Genomic DNA, 15,763 nt, shown 5'->3' with positions numbered 1-15,763 from the left:
GTGCGGCGCGGCACGACCGGCAGCAACGGCTCGATCCGCGCCCACAGCTCATCGGGGACGATCCACGGCGGCCGCTCACCCCTTCTCATGTGCAGGCTAACAAGTCATCAGACCCCTTCATTCCGAGGCGAGTTGCAGCATTCTGTTAGGAGTTCTAAGGCCGAAGGGGCCAGAGCCGAGGAACTGATGTCGGCTCCCGCGGTGTGCGCCCGCCCGGAGTGGAGTGTGGTCGAGACGGCTCGCCTGATGGAGGTCCACAACGTCAAACGACTGCCCGTGGTGGACGAGACGGACCGGCTCCAGGGCATCATCAGCCGCGCCGACCTGCTGCGGATGTTCCTGCGCCGCGACGACGCCATCCGTGACGAGATCGCCGAAGACGTGCTTCGGCAGACGTTGGGCCTCGCTCCCACAGAGGTGACGGTCGAGGTCCGCGAGGGGCAGGTCACCCTCCGCGGGTCCGTCGAGTTCAAGAGCCTGATCCCCATCATCGAGCGCCTGTGCCGGAGTGTGGATGGCGTGATCTCGGTCTCCGAGCACATCGCGTACCGGACCGACGACGCCCGGCGTTCTTCCAGCGGCCCATGAGACATCGAGGACTCAGTGCCCAGTGCCCCGGCAGGCAACGTCTGCCCGTCAAGGAGCGGCCTGCCGCGGTCGAGGCCGACGTCCGTCGCGATGCGGTCCGCGACGGGCTCGGCGACTCTGGAGACGTAAGCCAGGCGTCGGGAGGAGCGCCCCATGCACTGGGAGACGATCCGCAAGGACGCCGCGCCCCGTGTGCCGCCGAATCTCGCCGACTACGACCAGGCCCGCACCGATTTCACCTGGTCACAAGCGCGTAGCTCGCTGGCCGGCCTGCCCATCGGCGGTCTGAACATCGCACACGAGGCAGTCGACAAGCACGCCGGTCCGGAACGCGCGGACAAGCCCGCTCTGCGGTGCGTCTCCCGGGACAACACCGTCTCGACCGTCACCTACGGCGAACTGGCCCGTCGTGCCTCCCGCTTCGCGAACGTCCTGCAGTCGCTCGGCGTCGGCCGTGGCGACCGCGTGTTCACCCTGCTCGGCCGCTGTCCCGACCTCTATGCGGTGGTGCTGGGCTCGCTGAAGAACACCAGCGTGCTGTGCCCGCTGTTCTCCGCCTTCGGCCCCGGTCCGGTGGAGCAGCGGCTGCGCCTCGGTGATGCCCGGGTCCTGGTCACCACCGCCGCCCTGTACCGGCGCAAGGTGGCCGACCGGCGGTCCTCTCTGACCGGGCTGGAACATGTGCTCATCGTCGGACCGGACGCCGGCGAACTGCCGGGAACGGTCTCCTTCGACGACCTCGTGTCCGGCGCTCCGGAGACCTTCGCCATCCCACCCACCTCCCCCGAGGACATGGCCCTGCTGCACTTCACCAGCGGTACCACCGGCACCCCCAAGGGCGCCATCCATGTCCACGAGGCGGTGGTGGCCCACTACGCCACGGCCGCGTTCGCGCTCGACCTGCACCCCGAGGACGTGTACTGGTGCACGGCCGACCCCGGCTGGGTCACCGGCATGTCGTACGGCGTCATCGCCCCGCTCGTCCACGGTGTGACGGTGGTCGTCGACGAGGGTGACTACGACGCCCGGCGCTGGTACCGGATCCTGGGCGAGCAGCGGGTCACCGTCTGGTACACCGCGCCCACAGCCCTACGCATGCTCATGCGTGCCACGCCCCGGGAAGGCCCCTACGACCTGCCGCGCTCCTACGACCTGTCGGCGCTGCGCTTCATCGCCTCCGTCGGCGAGCCCCTCAACCCCGAAGCGGTGGTGTGGGGCCAAGAGGTGCTCGGGCTGCCGGTGCACGACAACTGGTGGCAGACCGAAACGGGCTGCATCATGATCGCGAACTTCGCTGCAAGCGAGATCCAGCCCGGCTCGATGGGACGGCCGCTGCCGGGCGTCGAGGCTGCCGTACTGCAGCAGGGGGAGGACGGCCGGGCACTGATCACCGACGGCAGGGTCACAGAGGTGGAAAGCCCCGGTGCAGAGGGTGAGTTGGCGCTACGCCCGGGCTGGCCGTCGATGTTCCGTGGCTATCTGCACGACACGGAACGGTACGAGGCCGCGTTCGCGGACGGCTGGTACCTGACCGGCGACCTGGTCAAGCGGGATGCAGACGGCTGGTACTGGTTCGTGGGGCGCGCCGATGACGTGATCAAGTCGGCGGGGCACCTCATCGGCCCGTTCGAGGTCGAGAGCGCGCTGATGGAGCACGCGGCGGTCGCTGAGGCCGGGGTGATCGGGCGACCGGATCCCGTGGCCGGGAACATCGTCAAGGCGTTCGTGTCACTGCGCCCCGGCATCGAACCAACCGCGGATCTGGAGCGGGAGTTGCTTGCCTTCGCCCGTCGGCTGCTGGGTCCTGCCGTCGCGCCGAGAGAGATCGTCTTCGACCAGAACCTGCCCAGGACCCGCAGCGGCAAGATCATGCGCCGACTGCTGCGCGCGCGTGAACTCGGCTTCCCTATAGGGGACTTGTCCACCTTGGAGGGATCGGTATGAGCCTGGCGCGACCCGCCCCCGTCCCGAAGACCGCGGCTGCCCCGAAGCCTGCGAAGAAGATCTCGAAAAGCAAGCAGGGCGCAAGGACCGGGCTTCCTGCCGACCGGACGGCCGCCCGGCACCGAGTGGACCTGCTGGAGGCGATGCTGCGCATCCGCCACTTCGAGGAACGCTGCGTCGAGTTGTACAGCGCCGCGAAGATCCGCGGTTTCGTCCACCTCTACATCGGCGAGGAGGCCGTAGCCGTCGGCGTCAACGAGGCACTGACGACGGACGACGCTGTGGTCTCCACCTATCGCGAGCACGGTCACGCGCTGGCCCGGGGCATCCCGGCCGGGGCCGTGATGGCCGAGATGTACGGCAGGACGACCGGGTGCAGCGGCGGTCGGGGCGGGTCCATGCACCTGTTCGACGCGAGCCGCCGCTTCTACGGCGGCAGCGCGATCGTCGCCGGCGGCCTGCCGCTGGCCGCGGGTCTCGCCCTCGCCGACCACATGCGCGGGCAGGACCGCGTCACCTGCTGCTTCTTCGGCGACGGTGCCTTCGCCGAAGGCGAGTTCCACGAGACGGCGAACCTCGCGGCCCTGTGGAACCTGCCGCTGCTGCTCGCCTGCGAGAACAACCTCTACGCCATGGGCACGGCCCTCTCGCGGGAGCACGCGCAGACCGACCTGGCCATGCGCGCCGCCTCCTACGGCATGCCCGCCTGGGCCGTGGACGGCATGGACGTCGAAGCCGTCGAGCGGGCGGCCCGTTTGGCCACCGAAGGCATCCGGGCCGGCACCGGACCGCACTTCCTGGAGCTGCGCACCTACCGCTTCCGCGCCCACTCCATGTACGACCCGGACCGCTACCGCGACAAGGCGGAGATCGAACAGTGGAAGGCCCGCGACCCGGTCAACCGGCTCGTGGACCGCATGCGCCAGAACGGTGAGCTGGGCGACAAGGAGCTCTCCCGGATCGAGCACCACCTCGTCGAAGAACTCGAGAGCGCCGTCGACGCGGCCGAACAGGCGCCTGAGGAGCCGGTCGAGAACCTGCTCCACCACGTCACCAGTGCTTCGACGGGGATGGTGAGTTGACCATGGGCGCCGGCGTGACCGAGACGTCGAAGACGACCTACCGGGAGGCGATGCGCGAGGCTCTGCGGGAGGCCCTGCAATCCGACGACCACGTGTTTCTCATGGGCGAGGACGTCGGCCGCTACGGCGGATGCTTCGGCGTCAGCCTCGGCCTGCTGGAGGAGTTCGGCCCCGAACGCGTTCGCGACACCCCGCTGTCGGAGTCCGCGTTCGTGGGAGCGGGTATCGGTGCCGCACTGGCCGGGATGCGGCCGATCGTCGAGATCATGACCGTCAACTTCAGCCTGCTCGCCCTCGACCAGATCCTCAACAACGCTGCCACCCTGCTGCACATGTCGGGCGGCCAGCTGCCCGTCCCGCTGGTGATCCGCATGACGACGGGCGCGGGCCGTCAGCTCGCGGCACAGCATTCGCACAGCCTGGAAGGCTGGTACGCCCATATTCCCGGCATCCGGGTGATCGCCCCGGCCACCATTGAGGACGCCCGCCACATGCTGGCACCGGCGCTCGCCGACCCCGACCCTGTGCTGATCTTCGAACACGGAAGCCTCTACAACGCCTCCGGCGAACCCGCCCCGGCCACCGCCTCTGTGGACCTGGACCACGCAGTGGTCCGCAGGCCCGGCACCGACATCTCCGTGATCACGTACGGCGGTTCGTTGCCCAAGGCCCTTGTCGCGGCGGACGAGCTGGACGCCGAGGGCATCAGCGCCGAGGTCGTCGACCTGCGCACGCTCCGTCCTCTCGATGACGAGGCCATCGGCGCCTCCGTGGCCCGCACCCACCATGCGGTCGTCGTCGACGAAGCATGGCGCACCGGGAGCCTCGCCGCGGAGGTGTCCGCCCGCATCGCCGAGCGGTCTTTGTACGAACTGGACGCGCCCGTCGAACGGGTGTGCAGCGCGGAGGTGCCCATTCCCTACGCCCGGCGGCTGGAGGAGGCGGCCCTGCCGCAGACCGCCGACATCGTCGCGGCCGCGCACCGGGCGGTGGATTGAACCATGGCCGAGTTCACCATGCCGTCCCTGGGCGCCGACATGGACGAGGGAACGCTCCAGGAATGGCTCGTACAGCCCGGTGACCCGGTCCACAAGGGAGATCCGGTGGCCGTCGTCGAAACCGCGAAGTCCCTGATCGAGGTGGAGTGCTTCGAGACGGGGACGATGGAAGAGCTGCTCGTCGAGCCGGGCACGACGGTGCCGGTGGGCACTCCGCTCGCGCTGATCGAGCCGACGACGGCAGAACCCAGGAGACCCGAGAAGGCCGAGAGGAAGCCTGAGAAGGCCGTGGAGGAACCACTGGTCCGACCTTCACTCAGGCGCCCGAGACCTCCCCTTGGGGCGGGCCCCTTGGTCCGACACCTCGCGGAGCAGAGCGGCATCGACCTGGAAACCCTCCGCGGATCCGGGCCCGGGGGGCGCGTGACCCGAACCGACGTCGAGGAGGCAGCGGCCGCGGCTAATGCCGCTCTGCCCTCGCGCGTACGGGCCACCCCCCTCGCCCGCCGCCTCGCCGCCGAACTGGGCGTCGACCTCACCTCGGTGATCGGGACCGGCAGGGAGTCCGCCATCCGCGCCGCGGACGTGCGCGAGGCCGCCCCCGTCCGTGCGGCTGCCGCCCAGCCCCCACGCCACGTCACCGCACCCGTAGGAGCTTCACGTCCTTCAAAGGACCGGACGGCGGCCATGCGTCAGGCGATCGCCGGCCTGATGGCCCGCGCCAACCGGGACATCCCGCACTACTACCTGGCCACCACCGTCGACATGGCCGCCGCGATGGACTGGCTGCACGAGCACAACCGGCGCAGCCCGGTCGCCGAGCGCCTGCTTCCCGCCGCCCTGCTGCTCAAGGCGGTCGCCCTCGCGGTCCGAGAGGTACCCGCGCTCAACGGTTTCTGGACCGACGACCACTTCGCCGCAGGCGAGGGCGTACACCTCGGCATAGCTGTATCCCTGCGCGGCGGAGGGCTCGTGGCCCCCGCCCTGCACGATGCCGACACCCTCGAACTCCCTCGGCTGATGACAGCCCTGAAGGACCTGGTCGCGCGTGCCCGCACGGGCAGGCTGCGCAGCTCTGAGGTCTCCGACTCCACGATCACCGTCACCCATCTCGGTGATCAGGGCGTGGAAGCGGTCCTCGGCGTGATCTACCCGCCCCAAGTGGCCCTGGTCGGCTTCGGGCGGATCGTCGACCGGCCGTGCGCCGTCAACGGCCTGCTGGGCGTGCGGCCGGTCGTCACGGCCACCCTGTCGGCAGACCACCGAGCGACGGACGGTGTCGTCGGGTCCCGCTACCTGACGGCGGTCGACCGCCTCCTGCAGAACCCGGAGCGACTGTGAACCGAACTGATGCACTGGATGTGGTCAAGGAGTCGATCGCCTATGTCATCCCGGGCGCCGACGTGGACACGCTAGGGCTCGACGACGCCTTCCGCGACGCTCTCGAGATGGACTCGCTGGACTTCCTCAGCTTCATCGAGACCCTCAGTGAACGTACCGGCATCCGCATAGACGACGAGGACACGCCGCAGCTCACCACGCTGTTCGGCTGCGCCGACTTTCTCGTCGCCCGTACGACGTGAGGTGCCGTGGCCTGCGGCAGCCAGGGTCCTGTCCTCTTCGTCGACGCATCATGGGCCATGGAGGATCCGCATACGGCCAACGGCTCGTAGGCCCAGTGGCCGCGCCTCCGTGTTCACCCGGGTCAGCGCACCCTCCCCCGCGGCTTCAGCGGCACGGGCGGCAGTTCCGGTGCCGGCAGCGGAGCGCCGTCGTACCCCTTCACCTCGCCGAAGCGCGAGCCCGCCATCCAGTCGGTACGGGCCTGCGCGATGTCCTCCTGAGTACGGCCGAGGAAGTTCCACCACATGATCAGCTCCTCCGCGAACGGCTCGCCGCCCAGGAGCATCAGCTCCGCGTCCGACTCCGCGCGCAGCGGGAGTCCGGTGCGGCCGCAGCCGAGGTAGAGCATCGACCCCGGCAGGACCGGAACTCCGTCGACATGGGCCTCGCCGGACATCGACAGCACCGCGTACTCGAAGTCCGCCTCCAGCGGAAGTCGTACGTCCGCGCCGCGCGCCAGGGCCAGATCGGCGCCGACGATCGGGGTGAACGCCGTGCCGGGGGACCGTGCGCCGTCGATCTCGCCCAGGATCAGGGTGGCCCTGAGGCCCGGGGCCGTGACCATGGGCAGTTCGGGGTGGTACTCGAAGTGCGGGTCGGTGTGCCGGTGGCTGTCCGGCAGGGCCACCCACAGCTGGGCCCCGTGCAGGAAGCGCGCATGGGGCCGTGGGCTCTCCTCGGAGTGGCTGATCGCCCGTCCCGAGGTCATCAGGCCCAACTGACGCGGGCGGATGGTCCGGAGGCTGCCCGTCGAATCGCGGTGCAGGACCTCGCCCTCGTGCAGCCAGCTCACCGTCTGCAGGCCCATGTGCGGATGCGGGGGGACCTGCATGCCCGGCTCGTCGGCGATGTCGTCCGGACCGTAGTGATCGACGAAACACCAGGCGCCCACCATACGGCGGCCCAGGTTCGGCAGCAGTCGTCGGACCTCCGTCGACTCGCCGAGCCGGACGCGGCGCGGACTGAGGAGCTCGCGCACCGGTTCCGCCACCACGAACCCGCGGCCCCCGCACACGGCGGGCACCGCCTCGCGATCAAGATTGCTCATGCCGCCCAACCTAGCCCCGCGCGCACACCCACGTCTGCCATCGACCGGCCCGTCGAGGGGCTCGTCCCGTCGAGCCGACCAGTCGGCCCAACCGGCCGGTCCGCCCCGGCCCGCCCCGCAGGCCCGCTCCCCCGGCCATGGAATATTCGACCCACCCCTGAGGTTGTGGGGGCCATAAGGAGGTCAGAGTGGAAAAGACGTACTACGACTACGGGACGCACTCGGAGCGTTGGGAGCGGGCCCTGAAGTACTTCGACGACAAGGACTACACCGCGGCCGCGCGCGTGCTCAGTACTCTGGTCGAGGAGGTGCCGGAGCAGAGCGGAGCGCGACTGCTGCTGGCCCGCGCCTACTACCACTCGGCCCAACTGCGGCGCGCTGAGGACGAGTTGCGCGGCATCGTGGAGCGCGACCCGGTGGAGCACTACGCCCGCCTGATGCTCGGGCGCACGCTCCAGCGCCAGGGGCGCGAGGCCGAGGCCGAACCGCATCTGCGGATCGCCGCCGCGCTCGCGGGTGACTTCGCGGAGGTGTGACCCCCGGCCCGCCGGGGACTGACGGCCCGTGTCCGGTACCACCGGACACGGGCCGTCGTGCGTGTTCCGGCTCCCTCACAGAGTCGTCGCCGCGTTCAGGATCAGGAACATTGTCACGGCCGCGTTCGCCGACGACATCGCCGACAGCACGGTGCCGACGGCGGCGCCCCACGCCGCGAGTCCCACCGCCGTGCCCACCGGCGGCCAGGAGCGGGCCACGGGCGCGGGCGCGAGCAGGGCCGCCACCCGGCGCGGCACCGGCCCCGCGGCGGCCAGCCCCGCCAGTGTCGGCGCCGGGGTGCCGCGGGACAGCAGCGCGGCCCGGCCGATCGCCCGCGCGACCACCCGGCGGCTGCCGACCGTCCGGGCCGCCTCCTCGTCGGCCCACCGCTCCGTGGTGTAGACGACGGCCGTACGCAGCGGGGCCAGGAACGGGTTCGCGCGCGCCGCCAGCCGCACCGCCAGCAGATACCGGTGGTGACCGGATGTCAGATGGGCGCGCTCATGGGCGAACAGGGCCCGGCGCTCCGCCGGGGCGAGCCCGTCCAGCAGGGCCGTGGTGACGACGACCCGGCCGGGCAGGTGGGCCGCCGGACGAGCTGCCGTGCGGCCACGCCTCGTCGCCCGCCCCCGCCGGCCACCGCGTCCACCGCCGGGCAGCGCATAGGCGTAGGGCTCGGTCTCGGGCAGCACGGCCACCGAGCGGCCGGGCAGCCCGGCGAGGGTGCGGCGGGCCCTGCGGACGATCCTCCGGTGGCGCCGCACGGTCGCCGCGCACGCCCCGGCGACCAGGGTCAGCGCGGGGATCGCCGCCGTGCCCGCGATCTCGTCGTGCGGGACGGCGGAGCGCACCTCGGGGTCGGACCAGCCGTCCGGAAGGGGGTTCCCCGGCAGCCCGGCGGTGCCGACGACCATGAGCAGCGCGAGGCAGAGCGTGCTGCACACGGCCATCACGGAGGCGACAGCGGTCAGCAGCCGGGTGGCCGTACGCGGATGCAGATGCAGTTCGGCCAGGCGTGCCACCGGCCACGCGCTGAGCGGCAGGACCAGCGGGAGGAAGACGAAGACCCCCATGTCAGTGCTCTGTGCCGCCGTCCGCCGGGTCCGCCCCGTCCGCCGCGTCGAGGAGGGCGCGCAGAAGCTGCTCGTCGTCGGGCGGCAGCGCGGTGACGAAGCGGGCGAGGACGGCCTCCCGGTCGCGTTCGCCGTCGAGCAGGCGGCGCATCTTCAGCGCCGCGAGACCCGCCACGTCCGCGGTGGGTATCCAGACGAAGGAACGTCCCTGCCGTTCGCGGGCGACAGCGTCCTTGGCGAGCAGCCGGGTCAGGATGGTGACGACGGTGGTGTACGCGAGGTCGCCGCCGAGGCGCTCCTGCACCCAGGCCGCGGTCACGGGCGCGTCCGCCTGGCGCAGCGCGCTGAGCACCTGCCCCTCCAGCTCGCCCTGTCCACGCCGCCGGGGTCCGCGCCGCGGCTGTTCGCGCTGTGCCATGTCCGTCTCGGCTCCCTCCGGCGTCCGCGTACCGGATCACGCTACCCGGCCCGCCGTGGGAGCGTGCCGCGACGGTGGCCGATCTCGCCGAGGACGACGTCCACGGCGAGGAAGGCCGCGAGCGGGACGCCGAGCAGCGGAATGGAGAAGCCGAGGACCGCGACGGCCGCCAGGCCGGGGACGGGGACCCGCGGCGGAACCCGCTGCCTGTGCCACAGGAGCGTCCCGCCGTCGCGTCCGCCGTCGACCCGCCTGTCATGCTGGCGCGATGGCATCCGATATCGCCCGCACCGGCGCCCACGACCGCCCGCTCGTCGACCTGATCGAGCAACTCCTCGCGGCGGGCGGTCCGTTGCCGATCGTCGCGGCGGGTGATCCGGTGCTGCGCCGTGGCACCGAGCCCTTCGACGGGCAGGTGGACCCGGCGCTCCTCGCGCGCTTCGTCACCGCCCTGCGCGAGACGATGCACGCGGCGCCGGGAGTGGGGCTCGCGGCGCCGCAGGTCGGGGTGGCGTTGCGGATCGCGGTCATCGAGGACCCCGCGCCGGTCCCCGAGGAGATCCGGGTGGCGCGCGGGCGGACGCCGCAGCCCTTCCGGGTGCTCGTCAACCCGTCGTACGAGGCGCTCGGCACCGAACGGGCCGCCTTCTTCGAGGGCTGCCTGAGTGTGCCGGGCTGGCAGGCCGTGGTGGCCCGGCACGCCCGGGTGCGGCTGCGGGCGCTGGACGAGCACGGGGCGACGGTGGACGAGGAGTTCACGGGCTGGCCGGCCCGGATCGTCCAGCACGAGACGGACCATCTGGACGGCATGCTCTACCTGGACCGGGCGGAGCCGCGCTCGCTCTCGTCGAACGAGGCGATGGCCGCCCGGTGGATCCAGCCGACGCCGGAGCGGGCCGCCGCGGAGCTGGGGTTCACACTGCCGGGCTGACCGGCGACGCCGTCCGGCGGGGGACGGCGCGGGGAGCCGGGCCCGCGCACGGGTGTTCGGGCCCAGGATCCCTCGGTGCGAGCGGTGCGATGGGGTCAGCCCCGGTAGGCCTCCAGCAGGCGCAGCCACACCTCGCTGATGGTCGGGTACGAGGGCACCGCGTGCCACAGGCGGTCGATCGGGACCTCGCCCGCGACGGCGACGGTGGCGGAGTGGATCAGTTCCCCGACGCCGGGGCCGACGAACGTGACACCGAGCAGCGTCTCGCTGTCCAGGTCGACGACCATGCGGGCGCGGCCCCGGTAGCCGTCGGCGTACAGGCCCGCCCCCGCGACCGACGACAGGTCGACGTCCACGCCGCGGACCCGGCGCCCCGCCTGCTCCGCCTCCGCCAGGGAGAGGCCCACGGCCGCCGCCTCCGGGTCGGTGAACACCACCTGCGGGACGGCCCCGTGGTCGGCGGTGGCGGCATGGGCGCCCCAGGCATTCGTCTCCAGGAGCGGGACGCCCGCCGCGCGGGCCCCGATCGCCGCGCCCGCGATGCGCGCCTGGTACTTGCCCTGGTGGGTGAGGAGCGCGCGGTGGTTGACGTCGCCGACGGCGTACAGCCACTCGCTGTCCGTCACCCGCAGGCTGTCGTCGACCGACAGCCAGGAGCCGGGCTCCAGGCCGACGGTGTCCAGGCCGATGTCCTCGGTGCGGGGTGCCCGGCCGGTGGCGAAGAGAATCTCGTCCGCCTCGACGCGGTCGCCCGCGTCCGTGACGACGACGACGGTGTCGCCCTCGCGCCGGACCGACTCGACCGAGGTACCGGTGCGCACATCCACGCCCGCGTCCGCGAGGGCCTCGGCGACCAGTTCCCCGGCGAAGGGCTCCATGCGCGGCAGCAGGCCCTTGCCCCGCACGAGGACGGTGACCTGGGAGCCCAGGGCCGCCCAGGCCGTGGCCATCTCGGAGGCCACCACGCCGCCGCCCACCACGATCAGCCGTGCGGGCGCGGCCTTCGCGCTCGTCGCCTCCCGGCTGGTCCAGGGGCGTACCTCGGCGAGCCCCGGCAGGTCGGGCAGCAGGGCCCGGCTGCCGGTGCACACGGCCACCGCGTGCCGGGCGGTGAGCACCTGCTCGCCGTCGGGGCCGCTCACCGTGACCCGGCGGGGTCCGGCCAGCCGCCCCTGCCCCCGGTAGAGGTCGGCCCCGGTGCCGTCCAGCCAGCGGACCTGGCCGTCGTCCTGCCAGTCCGACACCTCGTAGTCGCGGTGGGCCAGGACCGCGGGCACGTCGAGGTCGCCCTGCGCCAGATGGGCGAGGCCGGGGACGCGCCGTGCGTCGGCGCGGGCGATCACCGGGCGCAGCAGCGCCTTGCTGGGCATGCACGCCCAGTACGAGCATTCGCCGCCGACCAGTTCGCTCTCGACGACCGCGGTGGAGAGTCCGGCGGCCCGGGTGCGGTCGGCGACGTTCTCGCCCACCGGCCCCGCACCGAGCACCACGACGTCGTACGCGATGGATTCCGTTTCCGTCATGGGCCCAGTCTGGTTGGTGGTGTGCTTGCTCCGCCACACGGGTAGGCGCGCGGAATACATGACCCTGACGTGCCGTTGTGGACAGCGGCCCAGCCAGACACCAGGAAGAGGGAAGCAGATGACCAACACCGTGGAGCTGACCAAGGAGAACTTCGACCAGACGGTCACGGACAACGAATTCGTCCTGATCGACTTCTGGGCGTCCTGGTGCGGGCCGTGTCGTCAGTTCGCCCCGGTCTACGAGAAGGCCGCGGAGCAGAACCCGGACCTGGTGTTCGCCAAGGTCGACACCGAGGCGCAGCCCGAGCTGGCCGCGGCCTTCGACATCCAGTCGATCCCGACGCTCATGATCGTCCGGGACCAGGTCGCCATCTTCGCGCAGCCCGGCGCCCTGCCGCAGGCCGCTCTCGACGACGTCATCGGCCAGGCCCGCAAGCTGGACATGGACGAGGTCCGCAAGTCCGTCGCCGCGCAGCAGGAGAAGGCCCAGCAGAACGGCGAGTGACGTCGGGGGCCGCTCCACCGCATGTCGAGCCGCCCCCTCCCGCGTTACGCGACGCCGTCGCGGCGCGGTGGGGGCTCAGCTCGATCCGCGGTGCACGATCCGCGCCCCGAGGACGGTCGTCGGCGCCGACCAGGGTCGTCTCCCAGCCCGTTCTGGTGCCGTCGGCGGCTCAGTTGGAGGCGGACCGAAGAGGGCACGAGCGGTGTCCGCCGGCCGCCGACGCGCGGGCCCCGCAGGCGCGTTCGGGCCGTACGCTGGGCCCATGGACGATGCGTCGATGGTGGGCTTGATGGGACGTGTCACCGGCACCGTCGGACCCGGACTGGTCGGCGAGGTGATGGTTCGCGCACGCGGCGGCGCCGAGCACTTCCTCGCGTATCCCGCGGACGGCAAGAGCCGGATGGAGCGGGGCACGGTGGTCATGGTGGTGGAGCATCTGCCGCCGCGGACCGTGTACGTCGAGGCGGCGTACGGCAGTTGAGCCCGCCGCCGCCCAGGTGAGGCGCCCGCATCAAGATTGCAACAAGGATCCCTCAGCGTCTTCACCCCCGCCCTGCGAGGGCGGACACTCCCTTCGTTCGGTGCCGACCCGGCACCAGGCAAAGGGGGCGTATGCCGATGGTCATCGGCGTCGTCGCGGGGGCTGTCGTCCTCGCGCTGGTCTTCATCGTTGTGGTCTTCAAGCTCATGTGGCGCGTCGCGGAGCCCAACGAAGCACTGATCATCTCCGGTTCGAAGCATCGGACCGAGGGCCTCGAGGAAGGCATGGGCTTCCGCATCGTCACGGGGCGCGGCACGCTGGTGCTGCCGGGTGTGCAGGCGGTGCGCAAGCTCTCGCTCGACCTCAACGAGACCGAACTGCAGGTGGACTGCGTGACCCACCAGGGCATCCCGCTGAAGGTGCGGGGCGTGGTCATCTTCAAGGTGGGCGACGACTTCGTGTCGATCGCCAACGCGGCCCGCCGCTTCCTCGACCAGCAGCGGCTGATGTCGGACCGCGTGCACAACGTGTTCGCGGGTCATCTGCGGTCGATCGTGGGCGGGCTGACGGTCGAGGACATGATCCGCGACCGGGAGAAGCTCGCCGGCCAGACCCGCGCCGCGTCCGGCACGGAGATGGAGAAGCTGGGCCTGATCGTGGACTCGCTGCAGATCCACGAGATCGAGGACCCGACGGGCTACATCCAGAACCTCGCCATGCCGCACGCGGCGGCGGTGCAGCGGGACGCGCGCATCGCGCAGGCGGAGGCGAATCGTCTCGCCACCGAGGCGGAGCAGCAGTCGTTCGCGCGGATGGCGGAGGCGACCCGGGACAGCGAGATCCTGCAGGCCGGCTACCAGGCCGAGCGTGACAAGGCGGCCGCGAAGGCGCATCAGGCCGGCCCGCTCGCCGAGGCGGCGGCCCGCCAGGAGGTCGTGGTGCAGGAGACCCGTGTCGCGGAGCTGGAGGCGCAGCGGCGCGAGCAGCAGCTCCAGGCGGACGTCCGCAAGCCCGCGGACGCGAGGGCGTACGAGAAGCGCACGCTGGCCGAGGCCGAGCGTGACGCGCGGATCTCGGCGGCACAGGCCAAGGCGAGGGAGACCGAGCTGGCGGCCGGGGCCGAGGCGACGCGGGTGAAGACGGCCGCGGGTGCCGAGGCGGAGGCGACGAAGACGCGGGGCGCCGCCATGGCGCAGGCGACCCGCGACACCGGTGAGGCGGAGGCGGCCGCCGCCCAGGCGAGGGGGCTCGCCGAGGCGGAGGCGACCCGGGCCAAGGGTCTGGCGGAGGCGGAGGCCATCAAGGCACGGGCCGCGGCCCTCGCCGAGAACCAGGAGGCCGTGGTCGCGCAGCAGCTCGCCGAGAAGTGGCCGGAGATCGTCCAGGCGGGCGCGTCCGCCTTCGGCAATGTCGACAACATGGTGCTGCTCAACGGCGCAGACGGCATGGCGGATGTGTTCGCCAAGGCCCTGACGATGGGCGGCGCGGGCCTCGGTCTCGCACGCCGGCTGCTGTCGTCGATGAACGGCGACGAGACGGCCGCGAACGGCACGCCGGCGCACCCGGCCGCCGGGCTCGACAGGTTCGCCCCGCCGCGGCCGGAGAAGGTCACGGTGGAGGGGGGCGAGGGCTGAGCCCGGGAGGCGTCGACCGGTAGGACGCCGTGAGGCTTGGGGCGTACGGCGATCGGTCGCCGTACGCCTCAGGCGTGCCGGGCGCCGGGTGCCCGGCGGGCGGCCGATCGTGATGCCGCACCGCTTGCATCACCGTCCTGACGGGTGATGGCGGGCCGCGGCGAGACGGCCGGACACGCCGTGCCGGCCCGCGGTCACGGGCCTCGCCAGATGTTGTCGAAGGCCGCCTTCTCGACGGCCCGCCGCTGTCGTACGGCGGTCAGTTCCGTCACCGCGTCGTCGACGGCGGCCAGTACCGTCCCCGTCGCGCCCTCGGTGACCTCCGGGGGCTCCTCCGCCGGCGCCTCACGGACGCCGATGGTCGCTGCGAGCGTGGCGAGCACGGGTTCCCCGGCGGCCCATCGGTCCGCCGCCTGCCGGCGGGCCGGGGAGTCGACCGGCGTGGCTTCGCCGGTCCAGGCGGGCAGCCAGCGGCGGCGCTGCCGGGCGAGCAGGCCCTCCTCCTCGAACGCGGCCAGATACACCGAGGACAGGCCCTGGCCCCGGCGCCACAGCCAGTCCTCGACCGACTCGTACGGCGGTTGCCGCGTGAGCGCCGCCGCGGCCTCCCGCAGCAGGCGGTCGTCCGTCACCGGCGGGTCGCTCGGCGCGATGAGGACGCCGTCCAGGGTGAGGGCCCGTAGGTCCATGAGGTCCAACAGCTCGGCGCCCGCGAGCGCGAGCGACAGGTCACCCGTTTCGGCGCGCCGGCCGGGGGCGGCGTCCAGCGCCACAGTCAACAGGTCCCGTGCAGTGGCCATGCGTGCCTCCACGACGCTTGCCCGACGATCTCCTGGACATCATGCCCGCGTTCTCATGGCGGCGTGCCCCAGCTCGTCCGGCCTCACGTCCACGACCGCCGCGTCGCCACACCGCCGATCGGGCCCCTCGGGCACTGCGTCCGGCGATCACCGGGCGTCGCGCCGCGGTGCCGCAGGGGATGCACCCGCAGCGTACGGCGCCGATGCTGGAGGGAGGGGGAACCTTCCGCGAGGAGGCCACGATGTCCATGATGGACAAGCTCAAGCAGATGCTGAAAGGGCACGGGGAGCGCATCGGCCACGGGGACGACACGGCCCGCCGGACCGCCGACGAGACGATGCGCAACCGCCCCGCCGGGCAGGCCGACAAGGGCCCGGATGCGCTCCGGGACCAGTTCCAGCCTCCGCGGGACCAGGACAACCCGCCCCGGCCGTAGCACGGGGCGGCGCCCACGGTCAGGACACGCGGCGGCCGTAGGCGCCGGGCGGTCACGCGACCGGCGTTCTCGTCCTCCCCCGCGCTCCCCTCGCGAGCCCCGTCGGCCCGGCCGGCGGGCCTGGTTGACGGCGTCTCAGGT

At 72.2% G+C, this 15,763-nt stretch carries 16 protein-coding genes and 2 pseudogenes; 12 read left to right on the top strand and 6 right to left on the bottom strand.

Translation table 11 applies throughout. The annotated features are described in order from the left end of the window. Positions 1–153: 153 nt before the first annotated feature. From ACWD5Q_RS10305 to ACWD5Q_RS10280, 6 genes and pseudogenes are all read left to right on the top strand, one after another. A pseudogene (locus ACWD5Q_RS10305) lies at positions 154–588 on the top strand (CBS domain-containing protein); the annotation flags it as partial. 153 nt (positions 589–741) lie between these two features. Beyond that, positions 742–2,532, top strand: coding sequence for an acetate--CoA ligase (acsA, locus tag ACWD5Q_RS10300; RefSeq protein ID WP_451426584.1), 1,791 nt, complete (start codon positions 742–744; stop codon positions 2,530–2,532). Continuing rightward, complete coding sequence (gene pdhA, locus ACWD5Q_RS10295; RefSeq protein WP_451426583.1) at positions 2,529–3,614, top strand: pyruvate dehydrogenase (acetyl-transferring) E1 component subunit alpha; 1,086 nt, start codon at positions 2,529–2,531, stop codon at positions 3,612–3,614. The genes acsA and pdhA overlap by 4 nt, the downstream gene beginning before the upstream one ends. A gap of 2 nt (positions 3,615–3,616) precedes the next feature. Further along, positions 3,617–4,612, top strand: a complete 996-nt coding sequence (locus tag ACWD5Q_RS10290) for an alpha-ketoacid dehydrogenase subunit beta (protein WP_451426582.1) — start codon at positions 3,617–3,619, stop codon at positions 4,610–4,612. Between the two features lie 3 nt (positions 4,613–4,615). Further along, positions 4,616–5,953 (top strand): 2-oxo acid dehydrogenase subunit E2, encoded by a 1,338-nt coding sequence (locus tag ACWD5Q_RS10285; protein WP_451426581.1) that lies wholly within the window; start codon positions 4,616–4,618, stop codon positions 5,951–5,953. Beyond that, positions 5,950–6,195 carry an acyl carrier protein gene (locus ACWD5Q_RS10280; RefSeq protein WP_451426580.1) on the top strand — a complete coding sequence of 82 codons (246 nt, stop codon included), beginning with the start codon at positions 5,950–5,952 and terminating at the stop codon, positions 6,193–6,195. Before ACWD5Q_RS10285 ends, ACWD5Q_RS10280 begins: the two co-directional genes overlap by 4 nt. A gap of 122 nt (positions 6,196–6,317) precedes the next feature. Here the strand turns inward: ACWD5Q_RS10280 and ACWD5Q_RS10275 are convergent, their stop codons facing one another. Then, positions 6,318–7,283: a pirin family protein gene (locus tag ACWD5Q_RS10275; RefSeq protein ID WP_451426579.1), complete on the bottom strand. Its 966-nt coding sequence runs from the start codon at positions 7,281–7,283 to the stop codon at positions 6,318–6,320. 188 nt (positions 7,284–7,471) lie between these two features. Here ACWD5Q_RS10275 and ACWD5Q_RS10270 point away from each other — a divergent pair, with 188 nt between their 5' ends. Then, the gene (locus ACWD5Q_RS10270; RefSeq protein ID WP_451426578.1) at positions 7,472–7,819 is read left to right on the top strand and encodes a tetratricopeptide repeat protein; all 348 of its coding nucleotides are present in this window, start codon (positions 7,472–7,474) and stop codon (positions 7,817–7,819) included. A 75-nt stretch (positions 7,820–7,894) separates the two neighbouring features. On the opposite strand, the gene ACWD5Q_RS10265 is transcribed toward ACWD5Q_RS10270, so the two are convergent. The 3 genes and pseudogenes from ACWD5Q_RS10265 to ACWD5Q_RS10255 form a co-directional block, all read right to left on the bottom strand. Then, entirely contained in the window at positions 7,895–8,893 is a 999-nt protein-coding gene (locus ACWD5Q_RS10265) for a M56 family metallopeptidase (RefSeq protein WP_451426577.1), read from the bottom strand. Position 8,894: 1 nt separating this feature from the next. Then, complete coding sequence (locus ACWD5Q_RS10260) at positions 8,895–9,311, bottom strand: BlaI/MecI/CopY family transcriptional regulator (RefSeq protein WP_451426576.1); 417 nt, start codon at positions 9,309–9,311, stop codon at positions 8,895–8,897. A 41-nt stretch (positions 9,312–9,352) separates the two neighbouring features. Then, positions 9,353–9,517 (bottom strand): annotated as a pseudogene (locus tag ACWD5Q_RS10255) (PepSY domain-containing protein); the annotation flags it as partial. A gap of 62 nt (positions 9,518–9,579) precedes the next feature. On the opposite strand from ACWD5Q_RS10255, the gene ACWD5Q_RS10250 reads away from it, so the two are divergent. Then, entirely contained in the window at positions 9,580–10,242 is a 663-nt protein-coding gene (locus ACWD5Q_RS10250; RefSeq protein ID WP_451426575.1) for a peptide deformylase, read from the top strand. Positions 10,243–10,337: 95 nt separating this feature from the next. On the opposite strand, the gene ACWD5Q_RS10245 is transcribed toward ACWD5Q_RS10250, so the two are convergent. After that, positions 10,338–11,765, bottom strand: a complete 1,428-nt coding sequence (locus ACWD5Q_RS10245) for a dihydrolipoyl dehydrogenase family protein (protein WP_451426574.1) — start codon at positions 11,763–11,765, stop codon at positions 10,338–10,340. A 118-nt stretch (positions 11,766–11,883) separates the two neighbouring features. Here ACWD5Q_RS10245 and trxA point away from each other — a divergent pair, with 118 nt between their 5' ends. The 3 genes from trxA to ACWD5Q_RS10230 all read left to right on the top strand — a co-directional run bounded on the left by trxA (position 11,884) and on the right by ACWD5Q_RS10230 (position 14,385). After that, a complete protein-coding gene (gene trxA / locus ACWD5Q_RS10240; RefSeq protein ID WP_451426573.1) occupies positions 11,884–12,270 on the top strand; it encodes a thioredoxin in 387 nt (128 codons plus the stop codon). 262 nt (positions 12,271–12,532) lie between these two features. Beyond that, complete coding sequence (locus ACWD5Q_RS10235; RefSeq protein ID WP_451426572.1) at positions 12,533–12,751, top strand: hypothetical protein; 219 nt, start codon at positions 12,533–12,535, stop codon at positions 12,749–12,751. Between the two features lie 137 nt (positions 12,752–12,888). Then, complete coding sequence (locus ACWD5Q_RS10230; protein WP_451426592.1) at positions 12,889–14,385, top strand: flotillin family protein; 1,497 nt, start codon at positions 12,889–12,891, stop codon at positions 14,383–14,385. Between the two features lie 194 nt (positions 14,386–14,579). On the opposite strand, the gene ACWD5Q_RS10225 is transcribed toward ACWD5Q_RS10230, so the two are convergent. Then, the gene (locus ACWD5Q_RS10225; protein ID WP_451426571.1) at positions 14,580–15,185 is read right to left on the bottom strand and encodes a GOLPH3/VPS74 family protein; all 606 of its coding nucleotides are present in this window, start codon (positions 15,183–15,185) and stop codon (positions 14,580–14,582) included. Positions 15,186–15,427: 242 nt separating this feature from the next. Between ACWD5Q_RS10225 and ACWD5Q_RS10220 the strand changes: the two genes are divergently transcribed. Continuing rightward, entirely contained in the window at positions 15,428–15,622 is a 195-nt protein-coding gene (locus ACWD5Q_RS10220; RefSeq protein ID WP_451426570.1) for an antitoxin, read from the top strand. Positions 15,623–15,763 lie beyond the last annotated feature (141 nt).

The organism is Streptomyces sp. NPDC002513 (assembly GCF_053595355.1).
This window is presented reverse-complemented; position numbering and strand designations above follow the sequence as displayed.

Bases quoted from the DNA above. Each gene is read 5' to 3' on its own strand.
- ACWD5Q_RS10290 (WP_451426582.1), top strand. From the start codon at position 3,617: ATGGGCGCCGGCGTGACCGAGACGTCGAAGACGACCTACCGGGAGGCG.
- pdhA (WP_451426583.1), top strand. From the start codon at position 2,529: ATGAGCCTGGCGCGACCCGCCCCCGTCCCGAAGACCGCGGCTGCCCCG.
- ACWD5Q_RS10265 (WP_451426577.1), bottom strand. From the start codon at position 8,893: ATGGGGGTCTTCGTCTTCCTCCCGCTGGTCCTGCCGCTCAGCGCGTGG.
- ACWD5Q_RS10285 (WP_451426581.1), top strand. From the start codon at position 4,616: ATGGCCGAGTTCACCATGCCGTCCCTGGGCGCCGACATGGACGAGGGA.
- ACWD5Q_RS10220 (WP_451426570.1), top strand. From the start codon at position 15,428: ATGTCCATGATGGACAAGCTCAAGCAGATGCTGAAAGGGCACGGGGAG.
- ACWD5Q_RS10275 (WP_451426579.1), bottom strand. From the start codon at position 7,283: ATGAGCAATCTTGATCGCGAGGCGGTGCCCGCCGTGTGCGGGGGCCGC.
- ACWD5Q_RS10245 (WP_451426574.1), bottom strand. From the start codon at position 11,765: ATGACGGAAACGGAATCCATCGCGTACGACGTCGTGGTGCTCGGTGCG.
- acsA (WP_451426584.1), top strand. From the start codon at position 742: ATGCACTGGGAGACGATCCGCAAGGACGCCGCGCCCCGTGTGCCGCCG.
- trxA (WP_451426573.1), top strand. From the start codon at position 11,884: ATGACCAACACCGTGGAGCTGACCAAGGAGAACTTCGACCAGACGGTC.
- ACWD5Q_RS10250 (WP_451426575.1), top strand. From the start codon at position 9,580: ATGGCATCCGATATCGCCCGCACCGGCGCCCACGACCGCCCGCTCGTC.
- ACWD5Q_RS10225 (WP_451426571.1), bottom strand. From the start codon at position 15,185: ATGGCCACTGCACGGGACCTGTTGACTGTGGCGCTGGACGCCGCCCCC.
- ACWD5Q_RS10260 (WP_451426576.1), bottom strand. From the start codon at position 9,311: ATGGCACAGCGCGAACAGCCGCGGCGCGGACCCCGGCGGCGTGGACAG.
- ACWD5Q_RS10230 (WP_451426592.1), top strand. From the start codon at position 12,889: ATGGTCATCGGCGTCGTCGCGGGGGCTGTCGTCCTCGCGCTGGTCTTC.
- ACWD5Q_RS10235 (WP_451426572.1), top strand. From the start codon at position 12,533: ATGGACGATGCGTCGATGGTGGGCTTGATGGGACGTGTCACCGGCACC.